This window comes from Capnocytophaga sp. oral taxon 902, assembly GCF_013394735.1.
Taxonomy (GTDB): domain Bacteria; phylum Bacteroidota; class Bacteroidia; order Flavobacteriales; family Flavobacteriaceae; genus Capnocytophaga; species Capnocytophaga ochracea.
In genome coordinates this window covers 417,892-442,579 of sequence record NZ_CP058261.1, presented here as the reverse complement: position 1 = coordinate 442,579, position 24,688 = coordinate 417,892, and the positions used below count along the sequence as shown (strand labels likewise).

Here is a 24,688-nt window from a genome sequence, read left to right as displayed (position 1 = left end):
TAATATCATTGTTTCACCACCTTAAACACCTTCCTACTGCCGTCAGAAAACGTAGCTACCAAAAAGTAATACCCTGCTGACCAAGTCGATACGTTAATGTGAAAAGGCTCATTCGCAGGAATTCGATCTGTTCTATACATCATCTTGCCGTCTACCGAAAACATAACAAGTTGCGTGAGCACTCCATTTTCACTGTGATGCCAATATACCGCCAAGTTATCAGTTACAGGGTTAGGGGCTCCTTGCAGAGTAATTTTAGAAGAATTATCAGCCTCTGAAGATTTCAAAGCCTCAGGTAGTTCGTCAAAGAGCTCCTCATCGGTAGCGTTGTCTTTGCCGTTGAGGCACAAAAGCGCACTGCGCTGGTTACCCGCGCTGTCGTACTGAAAACAGTACTCTTTTTGAGCATAGATACTAAGGGTACCTAAAAAGAAGATAAGATACTTTAGCATTGTCCAACAGGTTTTGGTTATATGACCGCAAAGGTCAGAACTATTTTTGAATAATGCAAGTTTTTTTACGTTTTTTCATTTTACATTCTAATAGTAACGTTCCCCCTAATATATTAATCCTTTTGGCTATCTCCCCCCCGAGATTCTCAACATCTCTCCGAGCCTCTCCTAAAATCCCAAGCAAACCCACACCCCCATTTTCCCATTTCCACATTCCCACATTTCCACATTTTCCCATTTCCACATTTTCCCATTTCCACATTTTCCCATTTCCACATTTTCCCATTTCCACATTTTCCCATTTTCTCATTTCCTCATTTCCCCATTTCCTAATCTATAACTAAAAAGGTACTCCATCTCCCTTATGTTAAGGGCTCGGAGTACCTTATAATTATTTTTTAATCCTTCGGTTATCTCTTCTGTTGTGCCTTGCGTTGGGCTTCAGCTTGCTCCATCATCTCACGCATCTTGGCTTGGAATTTACTTTCCTTCTTAGGTTTTTTCTTGTTTTCTTGTATCTGTGCGTGAATCTTCTGCTCGTCTATAATCCAATACTTGATAGCCAACATAATGCCTATGGTCAATAGGTTAGATATAAAGTAGTACAAACTCAGTCCGCTGGCGTAGTTGTTAAAGAAGAACAACATCATCACTGGTGATAAGTAGATGAGGAACTTCATATTAGGCATTCCAGGTTGCTGAGGTTGTGCAGTCTGTGCCATTGTCATCATTGAATAGATGAAAATAGCCACAGAAGCCAACAATGGAAACAAACTCACGTGACTTCCGTAGAACGGTATAGAGAAAGGAAGTTCAAAAATAGCATCGTATGACGATAGGTCGTGAGCCCATAAAAAACTCTTTTGTCTCAACCCAAATTCGGTAGGGAAGAAGTTAAAGAGTGCCAAGAACACAGGCAACTGTAACAGAGCAGGAATACAACCGCTGAGTGGGTTCACGCCTGCTTTGTTGTAGAGCGCCATAGTTTCTTGTTGGCGTTTCATAGGCTCTTCATATTTCTTGTTGATTTCCTCAATCTCAGGGCGTAATACCTTCATCTTAGCCTGCGATACGTACGATTTGTAAACGATAGGCGACAATAATAAACGCACGATAATGGTCATCAAAATAATCACCAATCCTACCGAGAAATAATCAGTGAGGAAGTTGTAAAGCGGAATGAACAACCATTTGTTGAGCCAACCAAAAATACCCCAACCTAACGGAATGAGCTCAGTAAGTTCATACTTGTCATTGTACTGTTTGAGCACGTTGTAATCGCTAGGTCCAAAATAGAAGTGTAACGACTCGCTTAGCTCTCCGCTTTTCGCTTGTATAGGCAAAGAAGTAAGGAAGTTCTTGGTGTATTTTACATCTTTTCCTTCGCTCATAGCGATATTGTGAGAAACGAAATCGCCTTTGGCAAACGGGTTGTCAGAAATGAGCACCGATGTAAACAAGTGCTGTTTGTAAGCCACCCAGTTCACTTTCTCTTCTTTTTGCTCGTCATTACCCCCTTGACTCAAGCGGTTAATACGGTCGCCGTCGTACTGCACAGTCGCTTGCGTATAACGGTTTTCATAGGTGACGCTCTTCTCCATACGGCGTGCCTGTAACTTCCAGTCGATGTTCATAGGCTTAGAAGTATTCACAATACCCGATAAACCTTGTGAGCGCACTGCCACGTCCAACATATAACCCTCTTTTGGTAGGGTGTACACATATTCTAAATAAGCGTTTTCTGAAGTTTTGAGCTTCATCGAAAGCACTTTGTTGCCGTTGTTTTCGCTTAGCGTAGGTTCAAAATACAAGTCTTTAGAACTTAGGTTTTGGTTCTGAGCGGTAGTAAAATTGAGGTTAAAAGTAGCATTCCAATCTTTAATTAAGTAAACAGGCAAAGAATCATAAGTTTTAAATTCTTTGAGCAAAACCTCCTTGGGTTGTCCGCCTCGGTTGCTGATAGTCAGCTTGATGTCTTTGTTTTCCAATACAGTTACCCCCTCTTTTGCCGACGGTAGAGTAGCCGAATAGGCAAAAGCACCTAAGTTGGCTTTGTACTTTTCTAAGGCTACCGAATCAGTAGGGACACCTTGGAAGGTAGCGGTATGGGTGTCTTTTTGGGTGTTAGTAGCTTGATTTGCTTGTTGTTCTTGTTGAGCTTTGCGTTTAGCTAATTCTTCTTCACTTGGTTTATTGTTATTCATAAACCACATCAAAAGTATAAAAATCAAGGTAAAACCTATAATACTCTTTAAATCGAATTTTTTTTCTTCCATATAAGTGTTTTTATCCGTGTTTTAGTTCTTTTTTAGTTTATTGTTTAAGGCTGCCCTCACAAAAGCTACAAATAGCGGATGCGGATTGGCAACGGTGCTCTTATATTCGGGGTGATACTGTACGCCCACAAACCAAGGGTGATTTGGCAATTCTATCACTTCCACCAAACCCGTATCGGGGTTGATACCAGTGCACTGCAAGCCTGCCTTTTCGAGCTGTTCTTTGTAGTCGTTGTTAAACTCATAGCGGTGGCGATGTCGTTCCGAAATCTCTTTTTTACCATAGGCTTCGTATATCTTACTGCCTTTGCTAAGCTCACAAGCCCAAGCCCCAAGGCGCATAGTGCCTCCTTTGTGAGTAATTTCCTTCTGACTTTCCATCAAGCTGATTACGGGATAAGGCGTTTGCTCGTTCATTTCGGTAGAATTAGCCCCTTTAAGTCCAGCTATGTGTCGCGCAAATTCAATAACTGCCATTTGCATTCCAAGACAAATTCCCAAAAACGGAATGCGGTGTTCACGCACGTATTCAATAGCTTTTATCTTGCCTTCAATACCGCGACCGCCAAAACCTGGGGCTACGAGCACAGCATCCAGATGACCTAATTTGGCTTCTATATTTTCTTCATTGAGGTGTTCTGAGTGAATACTCTCCACATCCACGCGCACTTCGTTCGCCGCTCCGGCGTGTATAAAGGCTTCTAAAATCGACTTATACGCATCTTGTAACTCTACGTATTTGCCTACTAACCCTACTTTTATGCGGTGTTTGGGGTTCTTGTAGCGTTGCAAAAAAGTGTTCCATTGGGTGAGGTCGGGCTCGTTTTTACAAGGGAGGTCTAACTTCTTGAGTGTCACTTTGTCCAACCCCTCTAAAAGCATCATATTAGGTACATCGTAAATAGTAGGCACATCAATAGACTGGATTACTGCCTCTCGCTTCACATTGCAGAAGAGTGCCAGCTTGTATCGAAGCTCGTCCGAAAGTTCGTGTTCGGTACGGCAAACCAGTATATCGGCTTGAATACCGCTTTCCATCAGGGTTTTCACGCTGTGTTGCGTAGGTTTGGTTTTCAGTTCACCCGCCGCAGCAAGGTAAGGTACTAAGGTAAGATGTATCACGATGCCATTGTGCTCTCCTAAGTCCCACAAAAGCTGTCTTACTGATTCTATATAAGGCAACGATTCGATGTCGCCCACCGTACCACCTATTTCGGTAATCACAATGTCGTATTCGCCTGTTTTGCCAAGTATCTGAATGCGTTCCTTAATTTCGTTGGTAATGTGTGGTATTACTTGCACCGTTTTGCCCAAGAACTCACCACGGCGTTCTTTCTCGATAACGCTTTGGTAAACGCGCCCTGTGGTTACATTATTAGCTTGCGAAGTGTGTACGTTTAGGAAACGTTCATAATGTCCCAAGTCGAGGTCAGTCTCAGCACCGTCTTCGGTCACGAAACATTCGCCGTGTTCATAAGGGTTGAGCGTACCAGGGTCTACATTGATGTAAGGGTCAAATTTTTGTATCGTCACCCTATAGCCACGAGCCTGCAAGAGCTTGGCAAGCGAAGCCGCAATGATGCCCTTCCCCAAAGAAGAAGTTACGCCCCCAGTTACAAATATATATTTGGTATTTGCCATTTCTATTTAATTTGGTGCAAAGGTAGTGAATAATTACCAACTAACAATATTTAAAGCCTAAAATGTTAGTTTAAAGGCATAAAAAATAGAAGAAACTTGCCTTACACGTTCAAGTATTCTTCTACTTAGTACTAGCTTAGCTACACTCTTCCTTCGTTCATTGTTCGTTCTTCCTTCGTCTTTTGTTCGTCTTTTGTTCGTTGTAGAGCCACTGTAGAGCCACTGTAGACCCACTGTAGAGCCACTCTTTGTTCGTTTATCCTATAAGCTTCCTATAATCTTCTTCCAATTTCACCATTCACCATTAACAACACTTCCTATTTGCTAATTTTCAAATCTGCTAATTTGCTAATCTTTATTTGGCATTTCTGGCATTTTTGGTATTATTGGCATTAATTCGGTATTACCTAATGATTCCCAATTTCTTCATCAAGAAAGTAGCATTTTTGTTTTGGCAAACGCCCTCTCTTAACTTATAGTCGAAAGTGAGTTCTCCATTGGTGATGTCAGACTCAAAGCATTTATTTTGAAGTTGATGAGGATATTGTTCAGTAAGTTTACACACTTCTATATCGTGAGTAGCCAGCACACCCAAAGCTTGTAAGGAAAGCAATCGTTCGATAATCTTAATAGTGCCGTACTGTTTGTCTTCTGAATTAGTACCCCGTAGTACTTCGTCCAAGAGCACAAAGCAACGTTCGTCCTCTAAGGTCTCCATTATCTGCTGTATGCGATTGATTTCAGCAAAGAAATACGATTTGCCGTCGTTAAGCGAATCAGCAAGACGCATAGAGACAAGCAAACGCAAAGGGTGTATATTGGCTTTGCGCGCACAAACAGGTAACCCAACAAGGGTAAGCAACATATTAACCCCCAAAGTGCGCAAGAAAGTACTCTTACCCGACATATTAGAGCCTGTAAGCAATACAAAAGCGTGCTCGCCTAGCGTAATATCATTGGTAATCCGATGTTCAGTAGAGATAAGCGGGTGTCCTACGGCTTCAAAAGCTATTTTATAATCATTGTTCAGGGTAGGATAAACAAATTCAGGGTTGTTATAACTAAAATTAGCAAAACTACACAACACTTCCGTCTCCCCCACCGACTCTAACCATTCTTCAATACAGCTTGCATATTGCGACTTCCATTGCAAAAGTTGCTGATAGCGATGTACGTGATAAAAAGAGAAAAGGTTTAGGGGTATAGAGACTAATATATTACTCACGTTGTCCAAATCGTCTAACAATCGGGAAAGTTGAGCTATTTTAGTGCTTGCTTGTTTGTTTTTCTCAGGAAAACGCGCTTCTACTTGTGCAATACACTCCTTAAAAGCATATAACATCGTATAAGTACGCTCAAAACCGAGTTTTTCTTTCGTCATTTTACCAATAAAAGAGAAAAACAGTAGCAAGTTTACAGTGATTAAGAGCTTTCCGACGCTTTTTAGTAGTTCATTGTCGTTCCCATATCCTATCAAAAGACTTATGATGAGGAATATAGGTAGAACAATGAGAGTATATTGCATTGTTTTGCTCAATAGTTTCGCAGTACTGCTTGCCCAAGTGCGTAGTTTAATGTAAAAATCTTTGCTGTCATCTATTTGTTGAGCATAAGCAGTAAAGGTTTGTCGCCAGCTTAGGTCGGGAGTAAGTGCTTTTATCTGTTCTTGTGTGTTGATAATGTCCTCAGAAGAAGGAGAGAGAAGTCGCTTGGCTAAAAGTTTTTTGCCTAAGAAAGTATGCGTACGGTTAAGGTAATGATAGAGTGAATGTTCACCTAAAATATCCAAATCGTAAGCAAAAGGGTGGTTTTCTTCTTGAAAATCTTTGCCGTTATCGGTGAAGAAAGTATGCTGTTCTAAAAATGCAATTTCCTGCTCATTGAGACGTATTTTAGTTTTGGCAATACTCCGCAACGCACTTATTTTCTTGTGTTTTACTATCAAAAGAAGGAAAACCACAATAGTAAGCATACAAAATAGCCCCATTACTACTGATGGAGCTTTTATAAGTTTGTATACTGACCAAATGATAAGTAGCATTTCAGCTAATCGGAGGAAGCTAATTTGGTTGTATTGTTTAGTAAGTTTTAGGTATTGCTGTGTTGCCTCTGAAAGTTTTTCTTTATATGAATTTGTTATCATTCGTAATTTGTCATTCATCATTATTATCGAATCCAATCGTTCAGTCTGTTAGCATCTAATCGTAAGAAGATAAAAAGCAGAATAGTAAACGCCCAAAGCCCAGAACCTCCATAGCTGAAGAAAGGCAACGGAATCCCAATGGTAGGAATTAAGCTAATCACCATACCGACATTGATACAGAAATGCACAAACAGTATTGATACCACACAATACCCATACACCCTGTTAAACTTAGATTTCTGTCGCTCGGCAAGTACTATAAGTCGCAATAGTAAAAAAGAGAAGAGTATGACCACTAAGGCAGTACCCATAAAGCCCCATTCTTCACCTACGGTCGTGAAGATATAGTCGGTATGTTGTTCAGGGATAAAGCTCCCTTTGGTACGAGTACCTTCCAAGAAACCTTTCCCAAAAGTACCTCCTGAGGTTATCGCTGATTCAGCCATATTAGTATTATAGGCAAAGTCGCGCTTCATTGCAGCTATCTTCTGAGGGTCAGTTTCAAGACGTAGCCATAAGTTCAAACGATTGCGGTGGTGTTGTTTGAGTACGTTGTCGTATACTGGGTGCGTAACAAACGCCGTAAGCAAGCATATAACCGATAAGATAAATATATTTTGAAACGGAATGCGTTTTGTTTTTCTCTTATGCCAAAAGCCGTAAAATCCAATACAAGCTGCACAAGCAAACAGAGTGAAAGTTGTTCCAAACTTTAATGAGGAAACAAATACTACTCCTGAAAGAAATAGATAGAAGAGTAGGGCAGAGGGCATACCTTCGCGGAAAAGCACAAAAGCTAATGAAAAAAACACTAATAAGCTCCCTACGTCGGGTTGTAATAAGATGAGTACGGCAGGAATACAAATAATTGCAATAGCCCGTAAGAGGTCAGGAGTACGGCGAATATCGGTGTGGATATCGCTCACATAACGCGAAAAGGCAAGAGCTGTAGCTACTTTAGCAAACTCACTGGGTTGTACCGTAACTGAGCCAAAGGCATACCAAGCTTTAGCTCCATTCGTCTCTTTACCAAAAATAAACAGTCCAGCTAATAGTATAATAGAAATGATGTAGAATATTACTGAAAAGTTGATATAAAACCTGCTATCTATGGCTAAGATAAAGATAATAAGCAAGAAACTAAGCCCAATAAAAAGCAACTGCTTTCCGTAAAACTGATTGAGGTCGAAGATAGAAGTAACGTTTAAGTCGCTGTAAGTAGTGGAAAAGATAGCTATCCAACCACACATTACCAATAGTAAGTATAGTATTACTGAAGTCCAATCGAGGTTCTTTACAAGGCTATGTCTCATTGTAAGTTATAAGTGGGTTATTTGCGTTTTCTTCTGAAAAGGAAAAACATAGCGTATTCAATAGCTAAGTTTAGCCATCTTCTTTCGTTAAACAAAAAAGAAAGCCACGTATGAGCGAGTAAATTTTTAGGTGTTAAACTCTCTGCCACTGCCGATACTTGATTGGTAAGTGATAGTCGGTCTATTTCCTTTTCTAAGCGCAGTATTTTAAGGTCGTTATCAATTTCTTCAAAAGAGCTATAGATTTTATTCTTCGTCATCGGGTTCAGCTTTAAAATAGATTTCAGAGAGTTTTTCTAATAGAGGCTTTTCAATAAGTTTTTTTCGGAAAGCCAATACTATTACAGCAATCAACACATAGAAAGCTCCTACAATAGCAAAACCTAAGGCATTGCTACCAAGTGCTTCACCAATAGCATACGCTCCGGCGAAAGACAAAAAGAACAATACCAACAAACTCGCAAAGGATACTATAAAAAAGGTTATAAGTCCGTAAGACGATTTACCTATAAACCTAAAAAGGAATAATTTATAGTAAGCTATCTGCGAATTGAGAGCAGAACTTGCTTTTGTAGGAACTTCCTCAAAAGTTTCTTTGATAGAGTGGATAGACATATGTGCTTATTTCTGCAATTTAGCGTTAGCTGCTTTTAAGGCGGCTAATTTCTTTTCTAAGAAAGTAATCACGTCTTCGGCTTTATAGCTTGATTTGGAAAGCAGGGTATCTACTTTTTCTTCCAAAGAGCCTTTTAGTTCCGCTGATTTTTCTTTTACATTCTCAGTTAAACGGTCGAGTTGTTCTTTTAGCTTTTCAGCCTTGTCACTCACACTATCTTTAATCTTTTCGCGGGTGACTTTACCCTTATCAGGAGCAAAGAGAATACCTAAGCCCACTCCAATAGCAGCTCCTGCTGCCAATCCTAATAATATGTTTCCTGTTTTTGCCATAATATAATAAATTTTAGTTTTACTTACGATTAGAGTTATTAGTAGTATACTCTAATAAACGCACAAATATACAAAGTATTTTTGAAAGGTGCAAATTTAAAGAAAAAAATAATTACAAATCAAATACAGAGGTGCGTTTAGCAAAGAACAAATCTTTAATTCTTAAAAGTGATGCTAAAAGCAAATATACACCAAACCAAGCTCCTAAGGTGGCAAAGGTGCCGTAAATAAAAACAATACGAACGTCTTTGGCACGCATTCCTAACTTCTCGGCTAAACGCGATGATACTGCAAAACCGTATTTCTCAAGGAAAAACCTAAATTCAGAAAATATCTTCATAATTATTCATTAGCTACACGACTTACTTTTCGCACTTTAAAAAGCAGTAACATTCCTAAAACAAAGAAAACTATTAGTGAAATAGTAGCATTGCGCATATTATTGGTAAATTGGTCTATCATACCATAAACACCCATTCCTATTACAATACCCAATTTCTCAGTTACATCGTAAAAACTGAAAAAGGAAGTAGTATCTTTAGTTTCGGGTAAGTAAGCAGAATAGGTGGAACGTGATAGCGTTTGTATGCCCCCCATTACAAGCCCTACTAAAATAGCTATTGCATAAAACTCAGTAGGTTTATATACGCAATATGAAAGCAAACAGATGCCTACCCATATAACATTAAGCCCAATGAGCACTGCAATATTACCCCATTTGCGCACTGTTAAAACCGTAAGGTGTGCTCCTAAAATAGCTACTAATTGAATAATGAGTACACTTATAATGAGCCCCATAGTGCTTTCTTCGGAGTTTGCCCATTGTATTTCTTGCTCTCCAAAATAAGTGGCTATCAGCATAACGGTTTGTACACCCATACTGTACACAAAAAAAGCAATAAGATACCACTTCAAACGAGGAGAAGCTGAGAGAGATTGCCATACTTTGCGCAGTTCTTTAAAACCGTTGAAAAGAATGCTTTTGCTGAACTCCCCTCTGCCTTTTTTATAAGAGGGAAGATAATAGAAGGGGATACTACTAAAACCTATCCACCATATTCCTACTGTAATAAACGAGATGCGCATAGTGGTGAGAGTAGTTTCAGCATCAGCAGTAGCAAAGCCTACCCATTGTGGTTTCATTACCATTATAAGGTTAAAAATAAGCAGTAATACACTACCAGTATACCCTAAGCTGTATCCTTTGGCACTTACAGCGTCGTACTGTTCAGGGAGAGCAATATCGGGTAAATAAGAATTATAGAATACGATACTCCCCCAAAAGCCTACTACGCCGCAAAAATAGCACAAGAGTCCGAAGTAAATATGTTCTAAGGAAAACCAATATAACCCTACACAAGAGATAGCTCCTAAATAGCAGAAAAAGCGCATAAAGCTCTTTTTATTCCCTAAGTAATCGGCGATACCACTGAGGATAGGGGAGAGTACTACCACTACTGCAAAAGCTAAAGCGGTTACAAAAGCAATCACAGAAGTGCTTTTAATCACCATTCCAAAGAGCTCAATATGGGTGAGCTTTGCAATACGAAATAACAATCCGTAGAAAATAGGGAAGATAGTAGAGACAATGGTGAGAGAATAGACAGAGTTAGCCCAATCGTAAAAAGCCCACGCATTGAGTAGTTTTTTATGTCCTCGTTCTAATGGTTTCATATTAATTTTGAGTGCGTTTTGCGCCTAACTTTTCAATAGAGTAAATCACACAGAAACCTATAATAGCCAATAAGATAGCGGTTAGGATTTGCGGATTGGTATTGGTGATTGTTTTGAAAGCCCAAGGCGATATGCTTTTTTCCCATATCACACTGCCATTAGTAGGGTCTGTTTCGAGAGTTTCTTTCCAAGGCCATACTTTGTTTAGTGACCCAATAATAAAGCCTGTGAGTCCTGCAAAGGTAAGGTTTCGGAATTTAGCAAATAACCATTTTAAGGCTTTTGAAAAGCTAAGAATACCTGTGATAGCCCCAATAGCAAAAACGCCAATCACTTTAAAATTCCAAGAACTAAGCGCATCTAAAACAGTGTGGTAAGCCCCCAGAAGTACCAATACAAAAGCTCCTGATATACCTGGGAGTATCATAGCGCAAATGGCTAAGGCACCACAGAAAAAGATAAAGATAATACTTTGGTTACTGCCATTTACCAAAGGAGGAATAACAGTGATAATATAAGCAACAATCCCTCCAACTACCATAGTTAAGACAGCGGCGAGATTCCAACGTTTTATTTCTTTTGTTAGGAAAAAGACACTTGCAATCATTAGTCCGAAGAAGAAAGACCATACCATTATGGGGTGATTTTCTAACAGCCATTTCATACCTTTGGCAAGTGAGAGGATACTGATACCTATCCCTGCAAAGAGAGCTACAAAAAAGTTCCCATTGATGTGTTTCCAGAAAGCAACTAACCCTTTTGTAAAAAGGAGTTTGAAGGCTTGTAAGTTTACTTTGCTGATAGAATCGACTAACTCTTCATAAATACCCGAAATGAAGGCAATAGTTCCCCCTGAGACTCCTGGTACTACATCGGCAGCACCCATAGCGAGCCCTTTGAGGGTGATAAAAAAGTAATCTAAAAATGTACGTTTCATAAAGAACGGTTTCTGTTTCAATATTGAACTTAACGGGTGCAAAAGTAATAAAATAATATTCATTGACCAAAAAGATAGAAGTTTAAAAATCTTCGTTATTCACTTTGCAAGCGAAGTTAATGGTTAGTGGTTAATGGTTAATGGAGAAATTGGGAGAGGATTATATAAAGCTTATAAGAAGCTTATAGGATAAACGAACGATGAGTGGGTCTACAGTGGGTCTACAGTGGGTCTACAGTGGGTCTACAGTGGGTCTACAGTGGGTCTACAACGAACAAAAGACGAACAAAAGACGAACAATGAACGAACAAAAGACGAACAAATGACAAACAAATGACGAACAAATGACGGTGCGAGCCGCACAGGCAGATGAACAAAAGATGAAGGAAAGACGAACAATGAACGAACAAAAGACAAATTTAAATTAAGGATATAATGGAGGTAAGAAAGAGATTATTGGGAGCTTTCAACTTTACCAAAGTCTGAAACTTTGGCAAAGTCCATACTGTGAAAAGGGAGTGTAGCGAGGCAAAGAAAGTGCGGGCTGTACGAACAGACGGACAAAAGATGAACCTTATGTGATAGTATACAAAAGGCGTATTAAGAAGATGCTGGTAATCAATAGGTATTTTGGTGAATAGAAATATGGTAAATATGCTTATTTTGCTGTTTTGCTTTTTGCTTTTCAGTTTTTTTTAGTAATTTTGCACCCAAAATAACAATGAATGAAAGAAACGGATATCATCATTATAGGGGCGGGACCTACGGGATTGTTTGCTGTGTTTGAGGCAGGATTGCTTAGGTTAAAATGTCATTTGATAGACACGCTGCCTCAGGTGGGCGGTCAGCTTACAGAGTTGTACCCCAAGAAGCCTATTTTTGATATACCAGGATACCCGAGTGTAGGGGCTTCGGAATTAGTAGATAATTTAATGGAGCAAATCAAGCAGTTTCAGCCTGAATTTACGCTTGGTGAAACAGCGATGACTCTTACTAAAAATGATGATGATACTTTTGTGGTTACTACTGATAAAGGTACCCAAATAAAAGGGAAAGCTGTAGCTATTGCAGGAGGATTAGGTACTTTTGAACCTCGCAAACCTGAACTGCCGAACCTTGAACAATACGAAGATAGGGGAGTGGCTTACTTTGTGAAACACCCCGAGAGTTACGCAAGCAAACACGTGGTGATAGCCGGAGGAGGCGACTCTGCACTCGATTGGAGTATTTACTTAGCCGAGAAAGTAGCAACGGCTTCGGTTACCTTAGTGCACCGCCGTAATGAGTTCCGAGGGGCATTGGATTCGGTTGAGAAAGTGAGAGCCCTCAAAGAGGCGGGGAAAATCAACTTAAAAACGCCTTATGAGGTAGTGGGACTAGGTGGAGAAAAGCATTTGGAGTCGGTAGTATTGGAGCAGGAAGGGGGCGAAAGAGAAACTCTTGTGGCTGATGCTTTTATACCTTTGTTTGGACTTACTCCTAAATTAGGACCTATTGCTGCGTGGGGTGTGGAGATTGAAAGAAATGCTGTGAAGGTGAACAATGCCTTAGACTATCAAACTTGTATAGAGGGAGTATACGCCATAGGCGACGTAAATACTTACCCAGGGAAACTGAAACTAATACTTTGTGGCTTTCACGAAGCGACCTTAATGTGCCAAAGTGTGTACAACCGCATTTACCCTAATAAGAAATACGTGTTAAAATATACTACGGTAGTGGGTATAGACGGTTTTGACGGGTCTCGCAAAGAGGCTGAAAAGGCAGTGGTGAAAGCGATTTAGATGAGGTAAGAGAGATAAAAAATACTAATAACTAAATATAAAATGAAGAGCATAAATGTACTATTAGCAAGTGTCTTATTGGCAGGTGGTGTTTCGCTACACGCCCAAATAGATACTTTGGGTAGTAAATCCCTACAACTGAAAGGGAAAGTAAAGAAAGTAGAGGATTATTCATTTCTTCTGGAAGCGAGTCCGAAAGGTACTAAAACTTTTGATGGGAATACTTATAACGTTTTTCCTTATTCCGAAGAATGGAAGGTGGAAAAAGACGAAAAGAAGTATTCTAAAACTAATATATCTTATTTGTTCGACAACGGAGGGCGCAATCTTGAAATTAAAACCTATAATGCTGAAAATCGACCTTTTGGAGGAATGCGCTTCTTTTATGACAAGAAGGGAAAAATCAATAAAAGTCAGTCGGTGTTTACCTTGGGAGACGGAGAACTGACGGTGAACCGACAGTATTTTTACAATGAGAAGAATCAGTTGGTAAAGATTGATGAGAATGATGGGGTGACCAATGAGTGGCTTATCACTATCACGTATAAATACGACGATTTAGGTAACTGTATTGAGAAGAATAAGGTAGCTAGCGTATCGGCATTGGAGAAAGATATTCAACGATATGAGCAGAAGAACCTTGTATTGGAACAGAAAATACGTCCGGAGTACACCAAAGAGAAGTCGTATAAATACAACAATATGAACAAGGTGAGCGAGACAGAGGAAAAAGTGCTCAACAAGAATGTGTTTTTAAAAACAGAGAACGAATACGACAAGGATAAGAATTTAACCAAAGCGACGTATATTAACCAAGCAGGACAAGAGACCGTATGCCAGCACAAATACAACAAAGCAGGGCAACTCATACAGACCATTTGTACGGCTAATGACGATCCTAACTTTTACGTAGAGACGAATTATATGTTTAACAAATTTGGGGAGACGCAGACTATTAAAACACGGAAAGGGGTAGCCTCGACCAAAGTGTATGATGAGCACAACTTGCTTACTGCTTATACTACTCCTGATTTCAATTATAAATACCGTTATACTTTTGATAAAATGGGTAACTGGACACAGATTATAATGTTTGAGAACGACAAGCCCGTTTGTGCTCGCGTTCGCAGAATAGAGTACTTCCCCGCAAAATAAATGAACGAGATACATCTTAAAATAACCGATCGCGAGGGGCTTCTATACGAAATAGAAGCCCCTACTGATATGAATATGAACCTTATGGAGGTAATGCGTGCTTATGAAATTGCCCAAGATGGCGAGATAGGCATCTGTGGTGGTATGGCAATGTGCGCCTCTTGCCAGTGTTATATTCAGAATGCAGAAGAGGTGTTGCTTCCTGAGATGTCAGCAGAAGAAGAAGCAATGCTTTCGGAGGCTTTTTACGTGAAGCCTAATAGTAGATTAGGTTGCCAAATTCCGATTACACCTGAAATAGATGGTTTGGAAGTGGTATTAGCACCATTTGCATAAGAAAGATAAAAAATATTGAGAAGTATTTTGTAGTTGAGCATTAAATTACTACTTTTGCGCTGTTTAAATATTAATTCGCCAAATATGTTAAAAAGGAATCTATTCTTATGGCTCTTTACAGTAGCTATAACATTCGGTGCTTCCGCTCAAAACTATGAGTGGAAAGAAGCTCAAGGAGGCGGTTACACTTATAAATATGTAACACACGACCCCACTAATGCAAGGTTTTATACCTTGAAAAACGGACTTACAGTTATTTTGAGTCCTACGAATAAAGAACCTCGCATTCAGTGCTATGTAGCTGTGAAAGCAGGTAGTAAAACCGACCCTGCTACTAATACAGGGCTTGCACATTATTTAGAGCATTTGCTCTTTAAGGGAACTGATAAATACGGTTCACTTGATTGGGCTAAGGAAAAAGTAGAACTCGACAAAATCGACGCCCTCTACGAAGAGTACAATCACACCAAAGACCCCGCTAAACGGAAAGCTATCTATAAACTGATAGATTCGGTTTCAGGAGTAGCCAGTAAGTATGCTATCGCCAATGAGTACGATAAGATGATGACTGCTATGGGGGCACAAGGTACCAATGCTTTTACTTCGTTTGAAAAAACAGTGTATACTGACGATGTGCCTGCTAATGCTATCAACAAGTACATTACTGTACAAGCTGAACGCTTTCGCAACCCTGTACTTCGTATCTTCCATACTGAATTGGAGGCTGTATACGAAGAGAAAAACCGCTCTTTGGATAGCGACAATAGCGAGGTGTTTGAAACTCTCTTCTCTGAGCTATTCAAAAAGCACAATTATGGCTTGCAAACCACTATCGGTACAGTAGAGCATTTGAAAAATCCTTCACTGAAAGAAATTCGCAAATACTTCCATACCTATTACGTGCCCAACAATATGGCAGTAATATTGGCAGGAGATTTCAATCCTGATACTGTTATCGCTCAAATTGATAAGGCATTTAGCTATATGCAACCCAAAGCAGTGCCTCAATATACTTTTGAGAAAGAAGCTCCTATTACAGCACCTATCATTAAGAAGGTAGTAGGACCCGATGCTGAAAGCGTTTCGATGGCATTCCGCTTGCCTGGTAACCAAGATAAAGACGCCCTTTTAGCCGATTTAGTAGGAGAAATTCTTACTAATGGTAAAGCAGGTCTTATCGACTTGAACCTTGTAAAAAAACAAAAACTTCTTGGGGCAAGTGCCTTTGCTTATACGCTTATAGACTATGGCGTATTATACCTCTCTGGAAAACCTCTACAAGGGCAGTCGTTAGAACAAGTGAAAGACCTTATGTTGGGGGAAATAGAAAACCTCAAAAAAGGGAACTTTGATGATGACCTTATTCCTTCTATCATCAACAACTTGAAAAAGCAAACCATTCAAGGGACTGAGTCTTATGGCAACCGCGCTAATATGCTAATGTCAGCTTTTACTGATAATCTCGACTGGAAAGACCAAGTAGCTTATGTGAACAACCTTTCTAAACTCACCAAAGCTGATATCGTAGCTTTTGCCAATAAATACCTCGGTAATAACTACGTAGTTGTGTATAAAGAGAAAGGAACTCGCCCTAATGTAGAGAAGATTGAAAAACCGGCTATTACTCCCGTTGAGACCAATGCCGATAAACAATCAGCTTTTGTGAAAATGGTGAACGAGATGCCAAGTACTCCCGTAAAGCCTGTTTTCTTAGATTATAATAAAGACTTGCAGAAAGGAAAATTAGGCAAAGCAGAAATACTTTACGTGCAAAACAAAGACAATGAATTGTATCGTCTTACTTTCCGTTATAAAGTAGGTACTCTTAATGATTTGAAATTAGCAATGGCTGCTAATTATAGTCAGTTTTTGGGTACTGATAAAAAATCAGCTGAACAGCTTACCAAAGAATTCTATAAAATAGCTTCAAGCTTTAGAATTTCAAACAGTGACGAGTACACTACTGTAAATATAGAAGGTTTACAAGAAAACTTTGAAGCAGCTGTGAAACTTTACGAAGACTTTATTGCCAATATTAAAGTAGATGAAGAAGCCCTTAAAGCCTTGAAAGCGCGTGTAGTTAAATCGCGTATAGATGCCAAAGCTAATAGAAATGCTATTATGCAAGCCTTAACAAATTATGCAATGTATGGGGCTAAAAACAAATATAACTACACCTTCTCTGATGCCGAAATTGAGGCTATTACAGGGAAAGAGTTAGTAGATAAACTCAAAAACCTAAACAATGTAGAGCAAACAGTTATTTATTATGGACCTGCTACCCTTTCAGAACTTACTAATAAACTAAAAACCTTGCATAAAGTGCCTGCTAAGTTTGCCAAGGTAGCTCCTAAAAAAGAGTTTAAACAAGTAGAGCAAACTAAGAACCAAGTGCTCTTTGCCGATTATGAAATGGTACAAGCTGAAACTCGTTGGATACGCAATACCGTTCCTTTTAATCCAGCTGAAAGTACTGTAATTAGTGCGTTCAACAACTACTTCGGTGGCGGTATGGGTTCTTTGGTATTCCAAACCATTCGCGAAAGTAAAGCTTTGGCATATAGCACTTATGGTTTCTACGCTTCCCCAAGAAAGAAAGCTGATAAATACTATATGCTTGCCTATGTAGGTTCACAAGCTGATAAGTTTAAAGAAGCCGTTGAAGCAATGAATGAACTACTCAATACAATGCCTGAATTGCCTGCTAATCTCCAATTAGCTAAACTACAAATCAAGCAAGAAATAGAAACCGAGCGCATTACACAAGACGGTATTATTTATAGCTATTTAGCCGCACAAGAATTGGGTCTTAAAGACGATATACGCAAGCAAGTATATCAAAATGTAGATGGTATTACAATGAAAGATATCAAAGCTTTCCACGACAAATATCTCTCTAAAAAACCTTATACTTATGTGATTTTAGCTTCAGAAAAGAAACTCTCAAAAGATGACCTCCAAAAAATAGGAGACTTTAAGAAGCTCACATTAGAAGAACTCTTCGGATATTAGAATAAGAAATTATTTTTTATTTCTCATAATCAGTGTTAAAGTCGCACGACTTTAACACTGATTATTTATATATAAGACACTCATTTACAATACTCAGTTAAAATATTTTAAAGATTTGTGATAAAAATATTTGGTAGTTATTATTATTATCCATTACTTTGCGCCACAAAGTACTTCATTATGGAAGAGAATAAATACTTAAACGACCTACACGAGATACGCCAGATGATGCGTAAGTCTACCCTTTTTCTTTCGCTTAGCGGACTTTCGGGGGTATTGGCAGGTGTGTATGCCCTGATAGGTGCGGCAGGGGTATATATGTTGTTGGAACATCATTACATCTATTATCCTTATGTGCTTATAGAAAGTCATACCTTTAAAGCTATTATGGCAATTGCATTAGCGGTGCTTGTAGCCTCATTGGTGACGGCTTACTTGTTTTCGGCACGTAAGGCGAAGCGCAGTGGGGAAAGTCTTGTGAATGCTACCGCCAAAAGGGCTCTTTACAACTTTGCTATTCCGCTACTTACGGGTGGACTACTCAGTGTATTGCTCATCAAAAATGGGTACTACGGACTGCTTGCACCAATGACGCTTATTTTCTACGGATTGGCGTGTGTGAATGTGAGCAAATACACCTTTGGAGATGTACATTATTTGGGAATTACTGAGATTGTTTTAGGCTTGTTAGCGGTATATTTTCCTGGTTACGGACTCTTGTTCTGGACATTAGGCTTTGGTGTATGCCACGTTCTCTATGGAGGCATTATGCACTTTAAATACGAACGCAATAAAGGAAAAGACCAACAGTGACATAAGTCGGGACGAATAAAGAAAATTGAAGACTTTTTTAGCACATATCAATAAGGCTTTTGACCATCGCATTCGCTTAGCCATAATGTCGGTGTTGATGGTGAATGACAGTGCCGACTTTAATACCCTGAAAGAACTCTTAGGGGTAACCGACGGCAATCTGGCAAGCCATACCCGTGCCTTGGAAGCTGAAGAGTATATCACTATTGAAAAATCGTTTGTGGGAAGGAAGACGAATACGAGTTATAAGGTAACTAAAAAAGGAAAAGAGGCGTTTCAAGAACATTTGAATGCACTCGAGAAGATTATAGGGAAATTAGGAAATTAGCAGATTTGTCGATTTGCCCCCGAACCCCCGAAGGGGGGACAATCCGTAAAGGAGTAACATTATCTCCTTTCTTTTTTATAAATACACTTTGAAACGCAAAGTGCTTTAGTGTGAATTATTAATTGTAAATTTAAATATTATGTATCCAGAAAAACCATCAACAACATCTAATGTATGGCAATCAAACACTTTTCGTTTGGTGCTTATTGGGGCACTTACTTTGGTATTGCTCATTCCGCTCTTATTAGTGCAAAACTTAGTGAGAGAGCGCAAAGAACGTCAGCAGGAGGTTATCAATGAGATTGATAGCAAGTGGGGGCGCGAGGTCTTTTTCTATGGACCTATCCTCAAAATTCCTTACAAAGTGTACAGCGACAAGAACAAAAACGCTTTTGAGACACAGTACGCTTATTTCTTCCCCGAGGAACTGAAAAATATTTCGAATGTAAAGACTGAGGTGAAGAAGCGCAACAACTACGAATCGGTGGTGTTTAATGCGTCTATGGACTTTACAGGTAGTTATGTAGCTCCTAATTTTATAGCCAAAGGAATTCCTAACGAAGATATCAGTTGGGATAAGGCTACGATTCTCATTCGCACTACTAACCTCGCGAGTATTAAGAATGGAGTAAGCATTCAATTAGGTGGCAAGGATTACGCTTTTGAACCTATCTATGAGCAAAAAGACAACGAGGATTATTACTATGAGAATGATAGTAAAGCTAATGAGGTGGCATCGCTTGAAACAGGCTTTATTAACTATCAGGAGTTTTTGGCTAACCCTTCGTTTAGTTTTACGGTGCAGTACGACGGTAGTAAGAAAATAGCCATTGTACCCATAGGGAAGACTACCGAGAGTACCCTTACCTCTAACTGGGCTAACCCCAGCTTTACAGGTAGCTTTTTGCCTTACACCAAACAGATAAACGGCAATGGGTTTAACGCTTCGTGGAAGGTATTGCACATTAACCGTCCGTTTGCACAACAATCGTTTGGGAGTTTACCGAACATTTCGCAATACACTTACGATGTAGATTTTATCATTCCCGTAGACCAATATCAGCAGAATGAACGCGCTACTAAATACGGTTATTTGGTGATATTCCTCACTTTCTTGATATTCTTCTTGATACAAAGCATTAGCAAGATAAAGATTCACATCTTCCAATACTCAATGATAGGCTTGGCATTGGTGTTGTTTTACACTTTGCTCATATCGATTACAGAACACAGTAGCTTCTCGTTTGCTTACTTTATATCATCGGTAATGACGGTAGGACTTATCAGTTTGTATTCGGTTTCTATACTGAAAAACAAGAAGTTCCCTACTTTTATAGGACTTTCATTAGCAGCACTCTACGGTTTTATTTACGTGATTATTCAGCTGGAAAGTTATGCTTTATTAGTGGGAAGTATAGGTTTATTTACCATTTTGGCTATTGTGATGTATGTGTCGCGGAAAGTGGAATGGTCGGATTCAGGTAAATAGGTAAAAGATAAAAGATAAAAGATAAAAGATAAAAGGTAAAAGGTAAAAGGTAAAAGGTAAAAGGTAAAAGGTAAAAGGTAAAAGGTAAAAAGGACTGTTAGAGAATATCTGGCAGTCTTTTTTAATACCATAATGCCAAAAATGCCAATAATACCAAGTTAATGACGGTGTGAGGTCGTAGCACGACAGGCAAATAAACAATAAACGAACAAAAGACGAACAAAAGACGAACAAAAGACGAACAAAAGACGAACAAAAGACGAACAAATGACGGTGCGAGCCGCACGGGCAGATAGAGAAAAGACGAAGAAAACCTCCCCCTTACACATACCCAGCTTTCGCTGGCTTCCTCCAAAGGGGGAATTACAGCGACGTAAAGACGAACAAAAGACGGTGCGAGCCACACGGGCAGATAAACAAAAAACGAAGGAAAGACAAACAAATGACGAAGAAATGATGAAGGATAAGGCTTGCAAAATAGTAGGAAAAGTGGAGTTTGTAGAAGGTGATTATGGGTAGTTGTTGAATAATAGAAATAAAAGTATTATCTTTGCACCCTTTTTAACTGATAATTCATAACTAAAAACATAAAACTCAAGTGGCTATAATAATAACTGACGATTGTATCAATTGCGGGGCTTGCGAACCCGAATGTCCTAACAATGCTATTTATGAAGGTGCTGACGATTGGCGTTATAGCGATGGTACGACCTTAAAGGGACGTGTGGTATTACCGAGCGGATTGGAAGTAGATGCGGACGAGCCCCAAAAAGCTATCAGTGATGATATTTACTTTATCGTGGCGGACAAGTGTACTGAATGCATTGGTTTTCACGATGAACCCCAATGCGCTGCTGTATGTCCTGTGGATTGCTGTGTGCCCGATGATGCCTACCAAGAAACAGAAGAAGAACTTTTGGCTAAAAAACGCTTTATTCACGACGAAGAAGCGTAGTTTTACAAAAAAAGTAGTATATTTGTCCCCATACTTTTAAAAAAGAGTATCTATGAAAAAAGAAGTAACAGATGTATTGGTAATTGGCGCAGGTCCTTCGGGTTGTGTATCAGCAGCCTATTTGCACAACAACGGTGTGAAGGTGCGTGTGGTAGAGAAAACTAAATTCCCGCGCTTGGTAGTAGGAGAGAGCCTTATTCCGCGTGTGATGGATCATTTTGAGGAAGCGGGTTTTATGCCAGCCTTGGAAGCCCAAAAGTACGAAGTAAAATGGGGTGCCCGTTTTATTCGTGGGGAACAAGTATGTCAGTTTGATTTTGGCAAGAAGTACGGCAAAGGTTGGAATTGGACGTGGCAAGTGCCTCGTGCCGATTTCGATAATGTTTTGGCACAAGAGGTCATTCGAAAAGGAGTAAATCTCACTTTTGAAACCGAAGTTACCAATGTGCAATTCTTCCCCGACCATCAGGTCACTACGGTGAAAGACGCTAATGGCGAGGTGAGCGAAATTACCTCTAAATTTGTAATTGATGCCAGTGGTTATGGGCGTGTGTTGCCTCGCTTGTTAGACCTCAATTCGCCTTCGAAGTTAGACGACCACTCGTCTATTTTTACTCATATCAAAGAGGATAAGGTACGTCCTGCGGGTGAAGAAGGTACGCTTATTTCATTTGATGTATTGGAGCGTGAAGTATGGCTATGGGTAATTCCGTTCTCTAACGGCAATACTAGCGTGGGCATTGTAGGACCTACGCACTATATCAACGCTTTGTCGGCTTCGGGAGATACCGAAGAAGCACTTCGCAAAGCAATTAAACGTTCTGACTTCTACCGAGCACGCTTTGAACATTCGGATTTTCTGTTCAAGCCCAATAAGATACAAAGTTATTCCTGCTCGGTGAAAAAACTCTTTGGCGAAGGGTTTGTGCTCACGGGCAACAGTACCGAGTTCTTAGATCCTGTGTTCTCCTCAGGAGTGGCTTTTGCTACCGAATCGGGGATGTTGGCGGCTAAATTGGTAAAACGCGAACTTGCGGGTGAAAAAGTAGATTGGCAAAAGGAATACGCCGAGTATATGCAACGTGGTATAGAGGTGTTTACTTCTTATGTAAGAGAATGGTATACAGGCAATTTACAAACGCTCTTCTTTCATCAGCCAGGAAATGAAGAGGTGAAGAAGAAGATATGTTCGGTACTCGCAGGTTACGTGTGGGATACTACCAATCCGTTTGTAACCAAACACAAGCATATCATTGAAAATATGGCGTATGCCATTGATAACGGTTTGGGAATGAAGGAGGCATAAACTTTTTTGGTTAAATGGTAAAAAAGTAGTACCTTTGTGCCCACTTAAATACTCTTATAACTCTTAATTTTAAACTCTAAACTAAAAAAGTGCAAACAGAAGAAAAAGAATTGTACCGCTTTGTAGAAGCGGGAGATTGGACAAATTCCCTTTCAGATAGTGAAATGGAAAAACTTTTAGTAGAGACTGATTTCTCTCGAGAGCAAACCGACGAGGGACGTGACTACTGCTATTTCTTACATAAATACAGCAAAATAGACGATAATAGTGCCTCTGACTATACGTTGATGGCTTATACCCTTACCCAACCCGAAAACTTGGAACGCGCTTCGATGTATGATATGATACTTGAAGAAAATGAGTATTTCAGTATACACCGCATCAGTGTGTATCGCAACGGTCAGCTGATTGACAAAACAGCTGATACTACTATAAAAGTATTGGACAACGAAGGACAAAGCGGTCGTGGTATTATCAGCAGTTCTAAAAAACTGAACTTCTCCATCAAAGACCTTCACTTAGACGATATCCTCATTTTGGAAGACACCAAAGAAAAGGTATTTACTGAGAAAGAGTTCTTGCGTCGGGACTTTATGAAATACGTATATGTAACCCCTGATACTTATTGGGCGTACGGTAAATACCACTTCAAACTCATCAATAATCGCGACAAACGCGTGGCTTATAAAGATGTGTTTTTCCGCGACGAACAAGGCAACGTAATCCCAAGTCAGGTGAAGTACTTAGCACAAGGAGAGGCATTTGAGATAGTACAAGAAAACTACATCAACCCAGTAGACCCTAACCGCGAAATCTTCCCTTTTATAGACTTCGCTACTGATAGTACTTGGAAAGAACTTTCTAACTATATCTATCCGCTTTACGAAGAAGTGTTCAAAGCACAACCCACTGATTTTGCTCCCGATTTGGTGGAGAAACTCAACGGTATGGCTACCCTCGACGAGAAATTGCAATACGCTATAGAGTTCGTGCAAAACAACATCTACTACGTGTACAACGCCGATGAGATGAATGGACACAAACCGCAAGCACCTGCACTTACTTACCAAAATAAGCAAGGTGATTGTAAAGCGAAATGCGTATTGTTAAAATCAATTCTCAACTATCTCGGTGTAGAGGCTTCAGTGATATTGGTGAACTACAATTCTGATTATTACTTGCAATTCTATCTCCCTTCGTTGCTTTCGTTCAATCACGTAGTGGTGAAAATCAACTACGAAGGTAAAGAATACTTTGTAGATGCCACTGCTCGTAATGAGTTTGGTAAATTGGAGAAACGCGCAGTGATTTCTTTTTGTCACTTTATGGAGATATTGCCTAACCAAGAGTTACAAGTGCGCAAACCTACCTATTTCGACAATTTTTGTATAGATGAGCACATCACTTTAGAAGCCAAAGGTAATACGGGCAAAATACAACTGCTTACTACTTATCGTTACAATCGTGCAAACTCTATGCGAGCTTACTTCAAGTCGAGCAACAAAAACGAACGTTTGGACAGCTGGAACAACTCCTTGTTTTATGCACTCAACTATGTGAACGACCGCAAAGGCAAAGATTTCCGCGAGATTTTCAAAGATGCTACTTTGCAAATAGTGAAGGACGATAAGGTGGAAAATGAATTTGTAGTGAAGTACGAAGCAACTATTGAACAGCCTTATTTTATAGACAATGAAGGTCGTCGTTTCTTGATGTACTACGATGGTAGTGTTTTGAAAAATAGTATTCGTGAACACCAGCACAGCGATGCGAGCTTTTGGCATAACTTCGATAGCGAGCGTTACGAAATAGAACTCAAAACCGATGAAAATATCGATACTAAGGAAAAATATACCGTACAAGAGTGTGATATCGAAAATGAGTATTTCACCCATAAAACCCAGAAGTTTATCACTAAGAACTCTGGTAAGGTGATTGTAGAGTACAATCCGCTCACGAATATTGAGTTGCCATTAGATAAATTGGAGCCTATTCGCGAAGATTATCACACTATGGCTGATAGCAACTTTGGTATCGGCATCGATGTGGTAGAAAAAGGATTCTTAAATTCCTTAAAACGACTTTTTAAATAAGGAAATTTACATACAACTTTGCCAAAGGTGTGA

The 24,688-nt window shown here is 39.6% G+C and carries 24 protein-coding genes; 12 read left to right on the top strand and 12 right to left on the bottom strand.

The features are described 5' to 3' along the window. Positions 1-5: 5 nt before the first annotated feature. From HW278_RS01895 to HW278_RS01840, 12 genes are all read right to left on the bottom strand, one after another. A complete protein-coding gene (locus HW278_RS01895; protein WP_178976766.1) occupies positions 6-452 on the bottom strand; it encodes a T9SS type A sorting domain-containing protein in 447 nt (148 codons plus the stop codon). Positions 453-492: 40 nt separating this feature from the next. Continuing rightward, positions 493-762 (bottom strand): hypothetical protein, encoded by a 270-nt coding sequence (locus tag HW278_RS01890; RefSeq protein WP_178976765.1) that lies wholly within the window; start codon positions 760-762, stop codon positions 493-495. A gap of 100 nt (positions 763-862) precedes the next feature. Further along, positions 863-2,728, bottom strand: a complete 1,866-nt coding sequence (gene yidC, locus HW278_RS01885; RefSeq protein ID WP_178976764.1) for a membrane protein insertase YidC — start codon at positions 2,726-2,728, stop codon at positions 863-865. Positions 2,729-2,749: 21 nt separating this feature from the next. After that, complete coding sequence (locus HW278_RS01880) at positions 2,750-4,369, bottom strand: CTP synthase (RefSeq protein ID WP_053580883.1); 1,620 nt, start codon at positions 4,367-4,369, stop codon at positions 2,750-2,752. A gap of 403 nt (positions 4,370-4,772) precedes the next feature. Then, on the bottom strand, positions 4,773-6,533 hold the full coding sequence (locus HW278_RS01875) for a MutS-related protein (RefSeq protein WP_178976763.1): 1,761 nt from the start codon (positions 6,531-6,533) through the stop codon (positions 4,773-4,775). A gap of 2 nt (positions 6,534-6,535) precedes the next feature. Further along, positions 6,536-7,825, bottom strand: a complete 1,290-nt coding sequence (gene rodA, locus HW278_RS01870) for a rod shape-determining protein RodA (protein WP_009420452.1) — start codon at positions 7,823-7,825, stop codon at positions 6,536-6,538. A gap of 17 nt (positions 7,826-7,842) precedes the next feature. Continuing rightward, a complete protein-coding gene (locus HW278_RS01865; protein WP_002672980.1) occupies positions 7,843-8,085 on the bottom strand; it encodes a DUF6327 family protein in 243 nt (80 codons plus the stop codon). Further along, positions 8,072-8,440, bottom strand: a complete 369-nt coding sequence (locus HW278_RS01860; protein WP_178976762.1) for a phage holin family protein — start codon at positions 8,438-8,440, stop codon at positions 8,072-8,074. Before HW278_RS01860 ends, HW278_RS01865 begins: the two co-directional genes overlap by 14 nt. A 6-nt stretch (positions 8,441-8,446) precedes the next feature. Further along, positions 8,447-8,773 (bottom strand): YtxH domain-containing protein, encoded by a 327-nt coding sequence (locus tag HW278_RS01855; RefSeq protein WP_009420979.1) that lies wholly within the window; start codon positions 8,771-8,773, stop codon positions 8,447-8,449. Positions 8,774-8,885: 112 nt separating this feature from the next. Continuing rightward, positions 8,886-9,113 (bottom strand): hypothetical protein, encoded by a 228-nt coding sequence (locus tag HW278_RS01850; protein ID WP_012796932.1) that lies wholly within the window; start codon positions 9,111-9,113, stop codon positions 8,886-8,888. Between the two features lie 2 nt (positions 9,114-9,115). Beyond that, positions 9,116-10,447, bottom strand: coding sequence for an MFS transporter (locus HW278_RS01845; RefSeq protein WP_012796931.1), 1,332 nt, complete (start codon positions 10,445-10,447; stop codon positions 9,116-9,118). Position 10,448: 1 nt separating this feature from the next. Next, entirely contained in the window at positions 10,449-11,384 is a 936-nt protein-coding gene (locus tag HW278_RS01840; protein WP_048746209.1) for a DUF368 domain-containing protein, read from the bottom strand. Between the two features lie 200 nt (positions 11,385-11,584). Between HW278_RS01840 and HW278_RS12325 the strand changes: the two genes are divergently transcribed. The 12 genes from HW278_RS12325 (at position 11,585) to HW278_RS01785 (ending at position 24,655) form a co-directional block, all read left to right on the top strand. Further along, complete coding sequence (locus HW278_RS12325) at positions 11,585-11,710, top strand: hypothetical protein (protein WP_255493684.1); 126 nt, start codon at positions 11,585-11,587, stop codon at positions 11,708-11,710. 399 nt (positions 11,711-12,109) lie between these two features. Next, entirely contained in the window at positions 12,110-13,168 is a 1,059-nt protein-coding gene (locus HW278_RS01835) for an NAD(P)/FAD-dependent oxidoreductase (protein WP_178976760.1), read from the top strand. A 42-nt stretch (positions 13,169-13,210) separates the two neighbouring features. Beyond that, positions 13,211-14,323, top strand: a complete 1,113-nt coding sequence (locus HW278_RS01830) for an RHS repeat protein (RefSeq protein ID WP_178976759.1) — start codon at positions 13,211-13,213, stop codon at positions 14,321-14,323. Then, the gene (locus tag HW278_RS01825; RefSeq protein ID WP_002672959.1) at positions 14,324-14,659 is read left to right on the top strand and encodes a 2Fe-2S iron-sulfur cluster-binding protein; all 336 of its coding nucleotides are present in this window, start codon (positions 14,324-14,326) and stop codon (positions 14,657-14,659) included. Positions 14,660-14,743: 84 nt separating this feature from the next. Further along, on the top strand, positions 14,744-17,671 hold the full coding sequence (locus HW278_RS01820) for a M16 family metallopeptidase (protein WP_178976758.1): 2,928 nt from the start codon (positions 14,744-14,746) through the stop codon (positions 17,669-17,671). Positions 17,672-17,851: 180 nt separating this feature from the next. After that, positions 17,852-18,484: a hypothetical protein gene (locus tag HW278_RS01815; RefSeq protein ID WP_178976757.1), complete on the top strand. Its 633-nt coding sequence runs from the start codon at positions 17,852-17,854 to the stop codon at positions 18,482-18,484. Between the two features lie 25 nt (positions 18,485-18,509). After that, entirely contained in the window at positions 18,510-18,812 is a 303-nt protein-coding gene (locus HW278_RS01810) for a winged helix-turn-helix domain-containing protein (RefSeq protein WP_009420465.1), read from the top strand. 139 nt (positions 18,813-18,951) lie between these two features. Continuing rightward, entirely contained in the window at positions 18,952-20,301 is a 1,350-nt protein-coding gene (creD, locus tag HW278_RS01805) for a cell envelope integrity protein CreD (RefSeq protein ID WP_053580877.1), read from the top strand. A gap of 267 nt (positions 20,302-20,568) precedes the next feature. Next, complete coding sequence (locus HW278_RS01800; RefSeq protein ID WP_178976756.1) at positions 20,569-20,820, top strand: hypothetical protein; 252 nt, start codon at positions 20,569-20,571, stop codon at positions 20,818-20,820. 79 nt (positions 20,821-20,899) lie between these two features. After that, on the top strand, positions 20,900-21,256 hold the full coding sequence (locus HW278_RS01795) for a 4Fe-4S binding protein (RefSeq protein ID WP_002672952.1): 357 nt from the start codon (positions 20,900-20,902) through the stop codon (positions 21,254-21,256). Between the two features lie 52 nt (positions 21,257-21,308). Beyond that, positions 21,309-22,562 carry an NAD(P)/FAD-dependent oxidoreductase gene (locus HW278_RS01790; RefSeq protein WP_178976755.1) on the top strand — a complete coding sequence of 418 codons (1,254 nt, stop codon included), beginning with the start codon at positions 21,309-21,311 and terminating at the stop codon, positions 22,560-22,562. 89 nt (positions 22,563-22,651) lie between these two features. Then, positions 22,652-24,655: a hypothetical protein gene (locus tag HW278_RS01785; protein WP_178976754.1), complete on the top strand. Its 2,004-nt coding sequence runs from the start codon at positions 22,652-22,654 to the stop codon at positions 24,653-24,655. Positions 24,656-24,688: the final 33 nt, after the last annotated feature.

Bases quoted from the DNA above. Each gene is read 5' to 3' on its own strand.
- yidC (WP_178976764.1), bottom strand. From the start codon at position 2,728: ATGGAAGAAAAAAAATTCGATTTAAAGAGTATTATAGGTTTTACCTTG.
- HW278_RS01835 (WP_178976760.1), top strand. From the start codon at position 12,110: ATGAAAGAAACGGATATCATCATTATAGGGGCGGGACCTACGGGATTG.
- HW278_RS01880 (WP_053580883.1), bottom strand. From the start codon at position 4,369: ATGGCAAATACCAAATATATATTTGTAACTGGGGGCGTAACTTCTTCT.
- HW278_RS01815 (WP_178976757.1), top strand. From the start codon at position 17,852: ATGGAAGAGAATAAATACTTAAACGACCTACACGAGATACGCCAGATG.
- HW278_RS01800 (WP_178976756.1), top strand. From the start codon at position 20,569: ATGACGGTGCGAGCCGCACGGGCAGATAGAGAAAAGACGAAGAAAACC.
- HW278_RS12325 (WP_255493684.1), top strand. From the start codon at position 11,585: ATGAGTGGGTCTACAGTGGGTCTACAGTGGGTCTACAGTGGGTCTACA.
- creD (WP_053580877.1), top strand. From the start codon at position 18,952: ATGTATCCAGAAAAACCATCAACAACATCTAATGTATGGCAATCAAAC.
- HW278_RS01790 (WP_178976755.1), top strand. From the start codon at position 21,309: ATGAAAAAAGAAGTAACAGATGTATTGGTAATTGGCGCAGGTCCTTCG.
- HW278_RS01840 (WP_048746209.1), bottom strand. From the start codon at position 11,384: ATGAAACGTACATTTTTAGATTACTTTTTTATCACCCTCAAAGGGCTC.
- HW278_RS01825 (WP_002672959.1), top strand. From the start codon at position 14,324: ATGAACGAGATACATCTTAAAATAACCGATCGCGAGGGGCTTCTATAC.
- HW278_RS01865 (WP_002672980.1), bottom strand. From the start codon at position 8,085: ATGACGAAGAATAAAATCTATAGCTCTTTTGAAGAAATTGATAACGAC.
- HW278_RS01875 (WP_178976763.1), bottom strand. From the start codon at position 6,533: ATGATGAATGACAAATTACGAATGATAACAAATTCATATAAAGAAAAA.
- HW278_RS01895 (WP_178976766.1), bottom strand. From the start codon at position 452: ATGCTAAAGTATCTTATCTTCTTTTTAGGTACCCTTAGTATCTATGCT.
- HW278_RS01830 (WP_178976759.1), top strand. From the start codon at position 13,211: ATGAAGAGCATAAATGTACTATTAGCAAGTGTCTTATTGGCAGGTGGT.
- HW278_RS01845 (WP_012796931.1), bottom strand. From the start codon at position 10,447: ATGAAACCATTAGAACGAGGACATAAAAAACTACTCAATGCGTGGGCT.
- HW278_RS01860 (WP_178976762.1), bottom strand. From the start codon at position 8,440: ATGTCTATCCACTCTATCAAAGAAACTTTTGAGGAAGTTCCTACAAAA.
- HW278_RS01890 (WP_178976765.1), bottom strand. From the start codon at position 762: ATGAGAAAATGGGAAAATGTGGAAATGGGAAAATGTGGAAATGGGAAA.
- HW278_RS01850 (WP_012796932.1), bottom strand. From the start codon at position 9,113: ATGAAGATATTTTCTGAATTTAGGTTTTTCCTTGAGAAATACGGTTTT.
- HW278_RS01820 (WP_178976758.1), top strand. From the start codon at position 14,744: ATGTTAAAAAGGAATCTATTCTTATGGCTCTTTACAGTAGCTATAACA.
- HW278_RS01855 (WP_009420979.1), bottom strand. From the start codon at position 8,773: ATGGCAAAAACAGGAAACATATTATTAGGATTGGCAGCAGGAGCTGCT.
- rodA (WP_009420452.1), bottom strand. From the start codon at position 7,825: ATGAGACATAGCCTTGTAAAGAACCTCGATTGGACTTCAGTAATACTA.